Genomic DNA, 14,720 nt, shown 5'->3' with positions numbered 1-14,720 from the left:
GTCAGAGGCTATATGCCTGCCGCAGTCGCGCCTGCATCTTTTTGGCCTGCTTGAGGGCCTCCTTGAGCATGAGCCGGTTGAGTTCGTTGAGGCCGGCGGGGTCCACGCGATTGGCGGCGTCATGGTCCGGGGTCGCCAGTTGCTGGCGGATGCGGAAGCGCTGCACCAGGTGAAAGCCCTCGACCTCGGCGGCGATGTCCTCGGCGGAGCGGCCGGGGCCGGTACCGGCGGCGCGCAGGCGGTCGGCGGTGCTGGTGGCCCAGATGCCCTTGGCCAGGCTGGCGACGCGGGCCACATCGACAAAGAGGCGGGCACCCTGGAGCTTGAGGTCCAGGGTATGGGGAAAGGCGCGGTTGCGGTCATAGATAAAGCGGCCGGCCCAGCCCAAGGGCGGCGCCACCCCCAAGGCCAGTTCCGCCAGGAGGCGCAAGAAGAGGGGATGTTCCGGGGCCTTGGCCATCAACCAGGCCCGCAGCCGGTCCACCACTTCGTAGCGACCATAGACAGGGCGGAAGTCGAAAAAGATGGTGCCCTGGAGCAGGGCCTCGGGGTCCGGCACCCTTAGCCAGCTCGAAAACCGCGCCATCCACTCATCGCTGCTGAGGCAGCAGTCCGGGTTACTGGCCATGATGCCGCCCCGGCACCGCTCGAACCCACAGTAATGCAGGGCGTCATTGACGGCCTGGGCAAAAGGCAGGAAGGCGGCGCGCAGGGCCTCGGTGTCCCCGACATTGCTGGGCTCGAAGATGAGGCCATTGTCCTGATCGGTGGTGAAGGTCTGCTCCAGGCGGCCCTCGGAACCGAAGAGGAGCCAGCACCAGGGCACCGCCGGCAGGTCAAATTCGTCCTCGATCAACTCGATGACGCGCATGGCGATGAGGTCATTGAGGCCCGACATCCACTGGCAGATGGCCTCGACCCCCATGCCCGCGTTAAACAGCTCCGCCCCACGGCGGCGCACCTGGTCGGCGACGAGGACCATGCCCTTGAGGTCACGGGTGGCGGCGATGGCGGCGATGAGCACCTCGGCCCCGCCGGCGCGCAGCCCCAGCAGGTCCGCCTGATGAACCAGGCCACAAAAACGGCCATCCGCCTCCACCAGCAGGATATGCCCGACCCCCTTCTTGGCCATCAGGACCTTGGCGCGGTGGGCGGGGGAATCCGCCGCCGCCGTCAGGGGGGCACCGGTCATGTGGGCGGCCACCGGGGCATCCAGATCGCCACCCTCGAAGGTGATGACGTGCAGGAGTTCCCGCAGGGTCACCAGGCCCAGGGGCAACTGGCTGGCCTCGTCGGCCACCACCACGGCGTCCTCGCGGCCCTGACTGATGGCGTAGAGCACCTCGCGCAGGGTCGCGGCCGGGGACATCACCAGGGGCGACCGACTGGCCAGACTCCGCAAGGGGGCCTGATCGCCTTCCAGGCCCAGGGCGCCGCCGTTGGCCCCGGCCTGGGCGGGGTTGAGGGAGGCACTCATGGCTGCCGGTCCCCCTCGGCCAGCAGGGACTTAGCCTTGTCCACTAATTCGCGGGTGGAGAAGGGCTTGGGCATATAGGCATCGGCTCCCAGCTCCAGCCCCTTTTCGCTCTCGGCCGGACGGCCCTTGGCGGTCAGCATGAGGATGCGCACCCCCGCCAGGGAGGGGTCGGCGCGCACCGCCGCCAACACCTCGTAACCGTTGCGCCTGGGCATCATGACGTCGAGTACCACCAGATCGGGACGCCCCGCCCGGATGGCGGCGAGACCCTCCTCGCCATCCCGGGCCACCGCCACCGCGAAGCCCTCGCGTTTCATGAGAAACTCCAGGGAAATAACAATGTTGGGCTCGTCATCGACGATCAGGACTTGCTTGCTCATACCGGGTTCCGCACCTCTAGTGGCTCGTTAGGATCATGAGGGCCCCATCGCGTCATGGGGACCCCGCTGCCCGAAAGGTAACTCAAAAACGAGGCGGGCGCCCCCTTCCGGGGGGCATTCCGCCCAGATTCGGCCATTAAAATGCTCGATGATCTGCTTACAGATGGGCAGACCCAGGCCAGTCCCCAGGGGTTTTTTGCCGCCCGCACTGGCTTGGTGAAATTTTTTGAAGACCTTCTCCAGTTCCGCGGCCGGTATGCCCGGGCCATTGTCCGTAACGCTGGCCCGCCAGCCGGCGGCCACCTCCTCCAGTTGCACGACGATACGTCCGGACCCTCGGGGGGAAAACTTGACGGCATTCGCCAGCAGATTCACCATCACCTGCATCATGCGGTCGCGGTCCGCCCGGACCAGGGGGCTCGCCCCGGTCGCCAGGTCCATCTCCAACTTCAGGCCCGCCTCTTCCAGAAGCCGTCCCACGCTGATCACCGCCTGTTCGATGACCTCCACCAGGTCTACGTCCTCTGCCCGCCAGTCGGCGTGGCCGGATTCGATCTTGGCCAGGTCCAGGACCTGATTGACCAGGCGCGACAGGCGCTCGGTCTCGCTAACCAGGATGCCAAGGAAACGTTGGCGCTCCGCCTCATCCAGGTCTGGGGCGTCGTGCAAAATTTCCGAAAAGGCTCGGATGGAGGCCAGGGGCGTACGCAGCTCATGGGTGACGGAGGACATGAAATCGTCCTTCAGGCGATCCAACTCCTGGAGCCGCAGATTGGCCGCCCGCAGCTCCGCCGTCGCCGCCTCCAACTCTTGGGACTTACGCTCCAGTTCGTGGCTGTAGGCCCGGATCTGGGAGGCCTCGTCGAGGATATCCAGGACCTCGTCCAGGCCTAGGGCCTCCTCCTGGGTAACGGAAGCAACCATGACCCGCGCCGAGGCACCGCCGATGGCGCCCGAGAGCAGGGTCTCGGCAAAATGGACGGTGCGGGCATCCGCCGGCAGGTCCGCCACCCGAGCCACACCTCGGGAGCTAGCAAAGCGGGCAAAGGCCGTCCGCGCCCGCTCAGCGCCCAGGAAGCGCTCCGCCAGGGCCAGCAACTCCGCCACCTCGGCGTTACCTCGCCACAGGGCCAGCTGGGCCCGCCGTGGATTCTTGAGGGCATCCACGAAGGCGCTGGCCTGGGCCATCTCCTCCGCGTTGGGCATCCGTCGCGACGACACGATCAGGAAGGCGCCGATATTGGCCGTCAGGCTCCAGACGAGGGCATGGGTGATTTCATTGAGGCCGGCCAACCCCAACAAGGCCTGAGGCTTCAAGAGTTCAATGCCGAAGGGGCCCTGCTCCAGGAAACCCAGGGGCAGCCAGCCAGATTTGGCGAAGGAGGGGATCAGCAGGGTGTAGAGCCAGACGGCGAAACCCGCCGTCAGCCCCGCCAGGGCCCCACCACGGGTCCCACCGCGCCAATAGAGGCCGGCGATGATGGGCGGGGCGAACTGGGCGACGGCGGCAAAGCTGATGAGGCCGATGCTCACCAAGGCATAGGCATCCCCGGCCAGCCGGTAATAGAGGTAACCCAGCAGCAGAATGGCGACGATGGCCCCACGCCGGATGCGCAACAGCAGCTTGCCCATATCCGCCTCGGGTGGCAGGCCCTGCCAGCGCCGCAGCAGGACCGGTAGCATTAGATCATTGCTGACCATGGTGGAGAGGGCGATGGTCTCCACGATCACCATCCCGGTAGCCGCCGAGAGGCCGCCGATGAAGACGAAGAGAGCCAGCCAGGGGTGGCCATGGGCCATGGGCAGAGTCAGGACAAAGCTGTCCGCATCCACCCCGCCCGCGCCGAAAGTCAGCACCCCCGCCAGGGCAATGGGGATGACAAAGAGATTGATGAGAAACAGATAGAGGGGGAACAGCCAGATGGCGCGCTGGATATGGCGCTCGTCGCTGATCTCCACCACCGCCACCTGAAACTGACGCGGCAGGAACATGACCGCCAGCCCCGCCAGCAGCGAGATGGCGAACCAATCGGCGAAGTTACCGATGCGGGGCTCGAACAGGGCCTGAGCGCTCCCCCCCGCGGTCCCCAACTCCTGGGTGGCGGTACCGAGGCTGACGTCCCCGAAGACGCCCAGGACCACGAAGAGCCCTACCGCCAGGAAGGCCGCCAGTTTGACGATGGATTCGAAGGCGATGGCTGCCACCAGGCCCTCGTGGCGTTCGCTGGCGTCCAGGTGACGGGTGCCGAAGAGGATGGTGAAAAGGGCCAGCAGCAGGGCCACCACGAAAGCCGTATCGTGCCAGATGGGCAAGGTGGCCGCCGGGTCCGGCATGACGATGGCCGGGTACTCCAGCAGGATGGTGAAACTGCGGGAGATGGCCTTGAGTTGCAAGGCAATGTAGGGCACGACCCCCACCACGGCGATCAGGGTCACCAGGCCACCCAGGAGGTGACTCTTGCCATAACGCGAGGCGATGAAATCGGCGATGGAGGTGATGCGCTCCGCCTTGCTCACCCGCACCATCTTCACGAGCAGCGACCCCCACAGCAGGGCTGCCAGGGTGGGCCCGAGGTAGATGGTCAAGAAGCCCAGCCCGCCGTTGGCCGCCCGCCCCACGCTGCCGTAAAAGGTCCAGGCCGTGCAATAGACCGCCAGGGACAGGGCATAGACCGTGGGCCGCGCGATCACCGACCGCCCTTGGTCCGCTCGCCGGTCCGCCCAATGGGCCAGGGCGAAGAGCAGCCCGAGATAGACGAAGGCAACGCCGGCGATGAGGGGCCCGCTGATCGTCATCAAGGCCGCGCCATCCGCCAGGCCATCCCAGGGGACCCAGGGCTCATTCCCCGTCCATTCCCAGGATCCAGGCGCTCAAGCCGATGATCAGCGCCCAGGCCCCGAAGAGATAGAAGTAGAGCAGGGGCATCCCCCCGGGGACCACCACCCGGTCGAACAGCAGCACCAGGGGCGAAAAGAAGACGAAGGCGCCTAAAAAGGCCAGCGCGGTCAGGCGCTGTCGGATCAGATTAGAACGGCGCATCGGGCCTCCTCGAGTTCAACGGTGGAAGCCGCCGAGTACAGCCAGGATCCGGGCGGGTAAGTTCTAGTATAGAGCAAAGAATGCGTGGGCCATCAGCCAACGCGCGCCCGAGGGCGCGCGCGAAATGCTCCGGTCCACCCCACGTGGGGGGTTACCAGCCACTCCGGGGATTGCCCCAGTCGGGGTTGGGGGGATCGGCTCTGGACTCCTCCGTATCACCCCGTGGGGGATTTTCACCAGCATCGCCACCCTCGCTGGGCGCCTCGTTGCCCCAATTATTTCCGCCCTGCCCCCAATCTCCGCCGCCGCTCTGCACCTCGATATTTACGGTATCCAGATCGACCTGGACACCCTTGTGCAGGGCATTAGTGACCAGTCCGGGAAAGGCGACCAGGGTGGCGACCATGGCGATCTGGATGATGACGAAGGGGATCGAGCCCCGGTAGATATCCAGGGTCTTGACGCCCTCGACGCGCCGGTGAGTAATGCGGTCGATATAAGCCTGCGCCGGGGCCACGCTGCGCAGGAAAAAGAGGGAGAAGCCGAAGGGCGGCGTCAGGAAGGAGGTCTGGAGGTTCATCGCCAGCAGGACGCCGAACCACACCAGATCGATGCCCATCTTGTCCGCCACCGGCGCCAGCAGGGGCACCAGGATGAAGGCGATCTCGAAGTAGTCGATGAAGAAGCCCAGGATGAAGATGACGAAGTTGACGAACACCAGGAAGCCGATCTCGCCCCCTGGCAGCTTGTCGAAGAGATGCTCGACCCAGAGTTGGCCATCGACTGCGGTAAAGGTGAAGCTGAAGATGGTCGAGCCGATGAGGATGAAGAGCACGAAGGCCGAGAGCCGGGCGGTGGAGTCGAGGGACTGCCGGAACAGGCTCCAGCTCAGCTTGCCGCGGGCCATGGCCAGGATCAGGCCGCCGACGGCCCCCATGGCGCCGCCCTCGGTGGGGGTTGCCACGCCCAGGAAGATGGTGCCGAGCACCAGGAAGATGAGGATGAGGGGCGGGATCAGGACGAAGGTGACGCGCTCGGTGATGCGCGACAGCAGGCCCAGGTGCAGCCCCTGGTTGATGACAGCGCCGACCCAAGCCAGCAGGGTGCCGCCAGTAAGGCCCACGACGATGGTCTCGTCCAGGGCCGGCTTGACCAGGGTGCCCTCGATAGCCGTCAGGATCTCGCCGTAATGGAGTCCAAAGGCCACGGCGAGGGCGACGATGATCAGCGTAAAGATCGCCAGGGAGCGCAGGCCGGAGCGGCCGTTGGGCTCCTGGTAGGTGCGCGCCTCGGGGGGCAGGGCCGGCACCAGGCTCGGCTTGAAGATGGCCAGGAGGATGATGAAGAGCGCAAAGAGCCCCACCAGACTGAAGGCCGGGATGAAGGCGCCCATGTAGAGGTCGCCAACGCTACGGCCGAGCTGGTCGGCCATGACGATCAGCACCAGGGAGGGCGGGATGATCTGCGCCAGGGTTCCCGAGGCGGTGATGGTGCCGGAGGCGATCGCCGGGCTGTAACCATAGCGCAGCATGATCGGCAGGGAGATGAGACCCATGGAGATGACCGAGGCCGCCACCACGCCGGTGGTCGCGGCCAGCAAGGCCCCGACGAGAATCACCGCCAGGGCCACGCCGCCGCGGATGGGCCCAAAGACCTGGCCGACGGTGTCGAGGAGGTCCTCCGCCATGCCGCTCCGTTCCAGGATCAGGCCCATGAGGGTGAAGAAGGGAATGGCCAGCAGGGTCTCGTTCTGCATGATGCCAAAGACCCTCAGGGGCAAGGCCTGGAAGAGAATCGGCGGCAGCAGGCCCAGCTCCATGCCGATGAAGCCCCAGGTCATGCCCACGGCGGCCAGGGAGAAGGCCACCGGAAAACCGGTGAGCAAAAAGAGCAGCAGAGAGGCGAACATGAGTTCGGGGATGTGGGCGGTGAGGAGTGCGATCATTTCGTGATGCCTCCAGCGGTGCGGCTAGCGGCGGTGGCATCGACCCGATGCCCCTGCTCGATGATCTCCTCGTCGGTGCTACCCACCGCCAGGGGATTGGGCCCCTGCCCGCTCAGGAAGGCCAGGCGCTTGATGAGTTCCGACAGGGCCTGCAGACCCAGGAAGCCAAATCCGATGGGCACCAGGGCGTAGGCGGGCCAGCGGATGAGGCCACCGTAATTTTGCGAGATCTCCCCCGAGGTGAAGGCCTGCCAGACATAGGGCCAGGAGAGGTGGATCATGAAGCCACACAAGGGCAGGAGAAAGACCAGGATGCCGACGATATCGATCATGTTGCGCGTTGGCGGCGTCAGCTTGCCCGCCAGGACGTCGATGCGGACATGGGCATTCACCAGGAAGGCGTAGCCGGCGCCGAGCAGGAAGACGGCGGCAAAGAGGTACCACTGAATCTCGAGGAAGGCGTTGGAGCTGAGATTGAAGGCCTTGCGGGCCACGGCGTTAGAGGCGCTGATGAGGACGGCGGCCAGCACCAGCCAGGGGATCAGCTTGCCCAGGAGGCCACTGATGCCGTCGATGACCCGAGACAGGCGGAGAAGGATCTTCATGGAGATGGCCCGAGACCATAGGGATGGCAAAACGCCGAGGCCAGTGGGGTGGCGCTCGTCGTTGGGCCTCCGCGATCAACAAGGGGTGAGGGAACCGGTAACCCGCGGGTCGCGCGCCGGATCACCGGGCCGGGGCCTAGAGCTTCTGCGCGGCGAGGTACTGGGTGTAGTTGGCCTCGGCCACCGACTGCCACTGCATTTGCTGGGCCAGAAAGCTGCTGTAGTCGGGATAGATCTTCTTCCAGTTCGCGTTCTTCTCGTCCAGTTCCTTATAGACCTCCTGGGCGGCCTTGAAGGCGGCGTCCATGACCTCCTTGGGGAAGCGGCTCAGCTTGGCGCCCTCGGCGACCAGTTGCTTCAGGGCACCCGGGTTGCGGGCGTCGTAGCGCGCCTGGCACTGGACATGGGCGGCGGAGGCGGCCGCGGCGACGATGGCCTGATAGTCCTTGGATAGGCTCTGCCACTTTTCGGTGTTGATATAAACCGAGAACTGGGTGCTGCCTTCCCACCAGGCCGGGTAGTAGTAGTAGGGCGCCACCCGATGCAGGCCCAACTTCAGATCATCGTAGGGACCTATCCACTCGGATGCGTCGATGGTGCCCTTCTCCAGGGCCTGATAGATCTCGCCGGCCGGCAGGGTCTGGGCCACCACGCCCACCTTGGCCAGGACGCGCCCGGCGAAGGCGGAGATGCGCATCTTCATGCCATCCAGGTCCTTGACCGACTTGATTTCCTTGCGGTACCAGCCACCCATCTGGGCGCCGGTATTGCCACAGGGGAAGTTGACGATGTTGTAACGGGCATAGAAGTCGCGCAGCAGCTTCATACCATTACCGTCATACATCCAGGCGGTCATGGGGCGGGAGGTCATGCCGAAGGGCACCGAGCAATCCAGGGCGAAGGTCTCGTCCTTGCCAAAGAAGTAGTAAGGCGCGGTGTGGGCGCACTCGACCGTGCCCTGCTGGATGGCGTCCACCACGCCGAAGGCGGGGACGATTTCACCCGCGGGGTGCACCGAGATCTGGAAATTCCCGCCGGTTGCATCGGCGACATACTGGGCGAAGGACTCGCTGGCGCCATAGACGGTGTCCAGCGATTTCGGGAAGCTGGACGCCAGGCGCCAGCGGATGGGCTCCTGGGCCCGGACGAAGGCCGGGGCGATGCCGGAAGCCAGAATGCCTGCCATGCCGGCGCCCTGCAAAAATGAACGACGCTCCATCATGCCTCCTGATACCGCGGTTGTTTGATTGGAAAAGCCACGCGGGATTGTAGGGGAGCCAGGATGGGGAACACAACCGCTTGGCCTCCCTGTTAGCCCCTACCCCCCTAAGCCACGCCTCACCCCGTCAAGGCCAAAAAGAGCTGAGGCAGCCTTTCGGGCAGGCGTTCGACCCGGTCGATGACGCTATATTGCTTGCCGAAGATGTCGCGGACATAGTCGTCGGCGCCGGCGTCCAGGTTGATGCAATAGGGGTAGATGCCCTGCTGTTTGATCTCCTGCACGGCCTTGCGCGCGTCCTCGATCAGATGGCGTTCGTCCTCGACGTCGATATCGGAAGGCTTGCCATCGGTGAGGATGAGCAGCAGCTTCTTCTCGGCGGGGCGGGCCGCGAGGTAGTGAGCGGCATGGCGCAGGGCGGCCCCCATGCGGGTGGACCAGCGCGCCTCCAGGGCGGCGAGGCGGCCCTTGACGCGATCGTCCCAGGACTCGCCATAGCCCTTGATGTGCTGATAGCGCACCTCATGGCGGGTGTTGGAGGAGAAGCCGGCGATGGCGAACTCGTCCCCCAGGTGGTCAACGGACCAGCCGAGCAGAGCGACGGCCTCCTGGCTGAGTTCGAGGATGGTCTGGCTCGCGCCGGCGGGGGTCTCGCTGAGGGATTCCGACAGGTCCAGCAGCAGCATGACGGCGATGTCGCGGTCATCATGGCGATGGCTCATGTTGATGCGCGGGTCCGGGGTGAAGCCGCACCGGAAGTCGATGAGGGAGCGGATGGCGATGTCCAGGTCCAGTTCGCTGCCCTCTTCCTGGTAGCGCACCCGCACCTGATGCTGGGGCTTGAGGAGATCGAGGATCTGCTTCAGTCGCTTGGCCAGGGCGGCGTGCTTGGCGAGCAGCCGGTCGATGGCGCCGGCATCACCCCTGGGGTGCAGGCTCTCGTAGAGGCTGACCCAGTCCGGGCGGTAGGTCTGGGACTGATAGTCCCACTCGGGATAGTGGCGCGGCGGCAGGCCCTGAAGTTCCTCGGCCTGCTGCTGGGGCCGGCGGTCCGGGGCGGTCTCTTCCTCATCACCCTCCTCGATGAAACGCCAGAGGTGGCGGTTGTCGTCCCGGTAGTCCACCTCCGTGTCGCGAAAATAGACCCGCGCCATCTGGTCCTGCTGGCGACGGGTGCGGGCGATGAAGGCGAGCCCGAGATCGACCATGTCCTGGTTGCTGGATTCGCCCTGGGCCAGGAGACCTCGAAAGCGCTCGACGAACGCCAGGATATCGGGATTACGATAGCCATGGCCAGGATCTAGGATGGCGCGGGAGAGCAGGACCAGGCGATGGCGAATGCAGGATTCCTTGGCGGGGTCGCAGTCGTCCTCCCCGGGGTTGGGATGCAGGGCCAGCCAGAGGTGGCGCAACCCGGGGTAGAGGCGCATGGCCAATTGCTCGACCCGGCAGTCTTCGAACAGCTCGATGGCGATGCGCTGGAAGGGGCTGAAGTTGTCGGCCACGGCCTGGCCGCTCCACCGCTTGTGGGCCGCCAGGTGGGCCAGGGTGGCCCGATAGCGGTCGATCCCCCGCACCCCATTCCGATCGTCGTAAACATCCGGGATGCGGATGCCCAAGTCATCACAATAGGGTAAGGGCTTGCTCTGGTCTTCCCAGCCCTCCGAGTAGGGCACCAGATGTTCCTTGAGATCCCAGAGGGCCATAAGATAGAGGTCGAGCTGACGCTCCTTGTCGGCGAAGAGGGTGCCGTGGCGCTCGCGCTGGAGGATGGCGCGGCTGTCGGCGGACTGGAGGCTGAAATACTCCTTTTGGCGCTCCGGGTGCTTGCCGTAATTGCGAATGCCGTAATCCATCCAGTTGCCCAGGCCTCGAACGCTGAGATGGCGCAGCAGTTGGGGCATCTGTTCCAGCATATCCGGGAGGCCGGGGCTGGGGATGGTGGTGTGGAAGCCGTGGATGGAGCCCGTGGTCCTGGCCATCAGATCCAGGATGAGGCCAATGTAGCGCTCCAGCAGCTCCAGGCTACCAAAGCGCCGCGCCGCCTCGGCGATGGTCTGCAGGAAGGGCAGGATGGCCTTGCCGTTGGGGGTGCGGGACAGCTTCCAGACGGTCTGGGAGACCAGTTCCAGGCTGCCCTCCCCCAGTTGGGCGGCGACCCGGGGCATCTCCTCCAGATAGACCAGCACGGGCTCGAAGCCGCGCCCGATCATGCAGACCAGGGAGGCCCCGGCGAGGTAGGCCTCGATGCCCGCGGGGGTCAGGCGTTGGGCCGCATCCACCATGCAATCGGGGAAGACCTGCTCCAGTTGGGGGAAGTTACAGGTCAGGCGCTCGCGGTAACGCTTGAGCGGGTCGTCGTTATTGGCCATGAGGATGTCCCGGAGTGCCGCCTAGGGTCGTGCTTGCCGAAGTCCTTGCCCAGATCGCGCGGGATCAGGCCCCGAAGATGGCGTCGATGGCGTGGTCGAGCGTGGCCCGGATGTCCGCGTCATCGGTGATGGGACGCACCATGGCCATGCGACAGGCAGGCCCGGGGGCGATGCCGCGACGGATGAGCTGGCCGGCATAGACCAACAGGCGGGTGGAAATGCCTTCGTCCAGGCCATGACCCTTGAGATGGCGCGCTGCGATGCCGATCTTGACCAGCTTGGCGGCGATGTCCTGGTCCATGCCCGTCTCCTTGCGGACGATCTCGACCTCCAGCGCCTCCGGGGCATAATCGAAATCCATGGCGGCGAAGCGCTGCTTGGTGGATTGTTTGAGATCCTTCATCAGGCTCTGGTAGCCGGGGTTGTAGGAGATGACGAGCTGGAAGTCCTGGTGCGCCTGGACCAGCTCCCCCTTCTTGTCGAGGGGCAGATTGCGGCGATGGTCGGTGAGGGGATGGATGACGACCGTGGTGTCCTGACGGGCCTCGACGATCTCGTCCAGGTAGCAGATGGCGCCGATGCGGGCCGCCGTGGTCAGGGGGCCATCCACCCAGCGGGTACCCTGGGCGTCGAGCAGATAGCGGCCCACCAGGTCGGAGGCCGTCATGTCCTCGTTGCAGGCGACCGAGATGAGGGGCTTGCCCAGACGCCAGGCCATGTGTTCGACAAAGCGGGACTTGCCACAGCCGGTCGGTCCCTTGATCATGACCGGCAGGCGCTCGGCGTAGGCCGCCTCAAAGAGGATGATCTCGTCACCCTGGGGGTTGTAATAGGGCTCTCGGGTGACTTTGTATTGAGTGATGGTATTCGGCACTGTGACTTCTCCTGGTAATTTTATACCGCGGGCCCGGCGGCCTGGCGAGCGGGATTGGCGGCATTCTAGTCCCCTGGGCCAGGGGCGTCCCCCCTCTGCTCGCCAGGAGGCGGCGTGATGGACGCGGAACGCCGCTTCGGCGGCATCGCGGCCCTGTATGGCCGCGCCGGGCTGGAGCGGCTGCGGCTGGCCCACGTCGCCGTCATTGGGGTCGGCGGTGTCGGCTCCTGGGTGGTGGAGGCCCTCGCGCGGAGTGCCCTGGGTCGCCTGACCCTGGTCGATATGGACCATATCGCCGAGTCCAACATCAACCGCCAACTCCCGGCCCTGAGTTCGACCCTGGGCCGCGCCAAGATTCAGGTCCTGGCCGAGCGGGTGACGGACATCAATCCCGCCACCCAGATCCATTTGGTCGATGATTTCGTCCATACCGCCAACCTGGACAGCCTGCTGGACAGTGGATTCGACGCTGTCATCGATTGTATCGACCACTACCGCGAGAAGGCCCTGATCATTTCCGGCTGTCGCCGTCGCAAGCAGTTCGTGGTGACCGTGGGGGGGATGGGGGGTAAGGTCGATCCCACCCGCCTTGGCATCGCCGATTTGAGTCGCACCGAAAAGGATAGCCTGCTCTCGCGGACCCGCAAGGAGTTACGGCAGCGCTTCGGCTTTCCGCTCAACCCGAAGCGGCGCTTTGCCGTGCCCGCCATCTATTCCATGGAGGACAGTATCCTGTCGCCGGACGGGGTCCCTTCCTGCGGGATTGCAGGCCAGCCATCCCATCTCAACTGCGGCGGGCTTGGTTCCGCCACCCACCTCACGGCCACCGCCGGACTTTTTGCCGTGGCGGTGACACTGAAACGCCTAGCCTGGCCAGATGGCCAACCCAGCCAAAGTCGCACGAAATCATGGGGTGCATCGGAAGAGGCGCCACCGGTACCCGCCTCCACCGACTGAACAGAAGGAGTCCGGCGGCTTGTCGTTACCCGACTTATCGTTTTCACTCCGACACAGGGCCAGACCGCGGGGCCTTGCGCGAGAGTCCTCCCCGTCTTCCCTGATTCATAGACCACGGACGCGGGAGCGCCCCCAGACAGGCGGGGTATCCCTACCCCACCACCAGCGCCCTAATCTCGGGCCAGCCGCCTATTTGTGTACGCCCAGCTTCTCGCGCCAACCCGGGTAGAGCTTGTCGGCATCGTGAGGGAAGGACTCGAAGGCACGCGCGAATTCCTTGTGGCTCTTGGCGAACTCGATCGGATCGGCACCAGCCTTCCAGCACTCGTAGGACTGGCGCAACGAGATGGCGCCGGCCGCCGGGGAGTCGATGTGGCCGTAGGCGCCGCCACCGGAGGTGTTGATGACGTTGCCGTGACCCAGATTCTCGAAGAAGCCGGGCAGACGCAGGGCGTTCATGCCACCGGAGATGATGGGTGTGGTGGGCTTCATGCCATACCACTTCTGGAAGTACACCGGGCCCTGGGCCTCGTCGCGCTCGATCATGTAGGCGATGTTCTTGTCGCTGTTCTCGCCTTCCATCTTGCCGTAGCCCATGGTGCCCACGTGGATACCGGAAGCACCCTGGAGACGGGAGATCTTGGCCAGCACGAAAGCGGTGTAGCCACGCTTGGCGGACGGCGAGGTGATCATGCCGTGACCGGCGCGATGGTAGTGCAGGTACTGGCCGGGATACTGACGGCGGGCGGTGGTGATCATGCCAGGGCCGCCGACGAAACCATCCACCAGGAAGGCGACCTTGTCCGCGTCGGGCCCGAAGGTCTCCAGGATGAAGTCCGCGCGGGCGCACATCTCATAGTGGTCATCGGCGGTGATGTTGGCGGAGAAGAGCTTGGCCTCGCCGGTCTCATCCTGGGCGCGTTTCATGGCGTCATAGACCAGGGGGTAAACCTTCTTGGCGGGACAGAAAACCTGATTGCCCTGGGGCTCGTCGTTCTTGATGAAGTCCCCGCCCAGCCAGAACTGGTAGGCGGCGGCAGCGAAGGGTTCGGGGCGCAGACCCAGCTTGGGCTTGATAATGGTGCCGGCGATGTAGCCACCGTCCTTTATGGGGCGGCCGAGGATGCGCCACATGTCGGAGATGTCCTTGGCCGGGCCATCGAACAACTGGATGGCACGCTCGGGCATGTAGAAGTCATGGATCTTGCCGTACTCGATGTCCCCCATGCCCTGGTTGTTGCCGATGACCAGGGTCAGGAAGGACACGATCATCATGCGACCATCGGTCATATTGCGATCGAACAGGTCCAGGGGATAGGCAATGCGCATATCCTCGGTCGCTTCGTCGATGTAGTAGACCAAGGCATCGACGCCCTTGGTGAAGTCATCGGTGGTGGAGACTTCAACATTGGTGCCGGTGGAGGACTCGGCGGCGAAGTGGGCGGCGGCCTCCAGGTAGCCGTGACCGGCCTTGGGCTTCATCTTGTAAGCAACGAGGATGTGCTTGCCACCCGCGATCAGGTCGGCTTCTTTCAGGCTGAGGTCGGAGTAGCGCGCGGACTGGTCGAGTGCCATGTTTTTTACCCATTCTATTTTAGATATTCTACGGGCCACCCCAGGGGCGGTCCCCCCCTCCCGGTCCCCGGTCAAAAACCAGCGCTCGGGTACTCGGGCAGTACCTTAGCGGAGGATACTTCATAAGTAAAATAACAAATGATAATTTGCGGTATGGGACAAGTCGTATAGCGAGAATACCCGAACTCATCGGCAAATCGAGGTGGCCCCCGGGATCTTGTCCCGGCCAGCCCCGCCCGACCCGCCGCTTGTTCTGGGCATCCGTGGCGACCTCGC

The 14,720-nt window shown here is 64.8% G+C and carries 11 protein-coding genes; 1 reads left to right on the top strand and 10 read right to left on the bottom strand.

The features are described from left to right. Position 1: 1 nt before the first annotated feature. The 9 genes from IPN92_13305 to IPN92_13265 all read right to left on the bottom strand — a co-directional run bounded on the left by IPN92_13305 (position 2) and on the right by IPN92_13265 (position 11,912). Positions 2–1,477: a CBS domain-containing protein gene (locus tag IPN92_13305; GenBank protein MBK8639195.1), complete on the bottom strand. Its 1,476-nt coding sequence runs from the start codon at positions 1,475–1,477 to the stop codon at positions 2–4. Further along, positions 1,474–1,857, bottom strand: a complete 384-nt coding sequence (locus tag IPN92_13300) for a response regulator (GenBank protein ID MBK8639194.1) — start codon at positions 1,855–1,857, stop codon at positions 1,474–1,476. Before IPN92_13300 ends, IPN92_13305 begins: the two co-directional genes overlap by 4 nt. Before the next feature lie 33 nt (positions 1,858–1,890). After that, on the bottom strand, positions 1,891–4,653 hold the full coding sequence (locus IPN92_13295; protein ID MBK8639193.1) for a histidine kinase: 2,763 nt from the start codon (positions 4,651–4,653) through the stop codon (positions 1,891–1,893). A 43-nt stretch (positions 4,654–4,696) separates the two neighbouring features. Next, on the bottom strand, positions 4,697–4,897 hold the full coding sequence (locus tag IPN92_13290; GenBank protein MBK8639192.1) for a hypothetical protein: 201 nt from the start codon (positions 4,895–4,897) through the stop codon (positions 4,697–4,699). Between the two features lie 151 nt (positions 4,898–5,048). Beyond that, positions 5,049–6,842, bottom strand: a complete 1,794-nt coding sequence (locus IPN92_13285; GenBank protein ID MBK8639191.1) for a TRAP transporter large permease subunit — start codon at positions 6,840–6,842, stop codon at positions 5,049–5,051. Then, entirely contained in the window at positions 6,839–7,447 is a 609-nt protein-coding gene (locus IPN92_13280; protein ID MBK8639190.1) for a TRAP transporter small permease subunit, read from the bottom strand. The genes IPN92_13285 and IPN92_13280 overlap by 4 nt, the downstream gene beginning before the upstream one ends. 136 nt (positions 7,448–7,583) lie before the next feature. Beyond that, positions 7,584–8,666 (bottom strand): TRAP transporter substrate-binding protein DctP, encoded by a 1,083-nt coding sequence (dctP, locus tag IPN92_13275; GenBank protein ID MBK8639189.1) that lies wholly within the window; start codon positions 8,664–8,666, stop codon positions 7,584–7,586. A gap of 119 nt (positions 8,667–8,785) precedes the next feature. Continuing rightward, positions 8,786–11,038, bottom strand: coding sequence for a VWA domain-containing protein (locus IPN92_13270; protein MBK8639188.1), 2,253 nt, complete (start codon positions 11,036–11,038; stop codon positions 8,786–8,788). Between the two features lie 64 nt (positions 11,039–11,102). Further along, positions 11,103–11,912, bottom strand: a complete 810-nt coding sequence (locus IPN92_13265) for a CbbQ/NirQ/NorQ/GpvN family protein (protein ID MBK8639187.1) — start codon at positions 11,910–11,912, stop codon at positions 11,103–11,105. Positions 11,913–12,029: 117 nt separating this feature from the next. Between IPN92_13265 and IPN92_13260 the strand changes: the two genes are divergently transcribed. Continuing rightward, a complete protein-coding gene (locus IPN92_13260) occupies positions 12,030–12,869 on the top strand; it encodes a tRNA threonylcarbamoyladenosine dehydratase (protein MBK8639186.1) in 840 nt (279 codons plus the stop codon). A gap of 189 nt (positions 12,870–13,058) precedes the next feature. On the opposite strand, the gene IPN92_13255 is transcribed toward IPN92_13260, so the two are convergent. Beyond that, entirely contained in the window at positions 13,059–14,444 is a 1,386-nt protein-coding gene (locus tag IPN92_13255; GenBank protein MBK8639185.1) for a ribulose-bisphosphate carboxylase, read from the bottom strand. Positions 14,445–14,720 lie beyond the last annotated feature (276 nt).

The sequence above is a fragment of the Chromatiaceae bacterium genome, from assembly GCA_016714645.1.
Classification (GTDB): domain Bacteria; phylum Pseudomonadota; class Gammaproteobacteria; order Chromatiales; family Chromatiaceae; genus M0108.
This window is presented reverse-complemented; position numbering and strand designations above follow the sequence as displayed.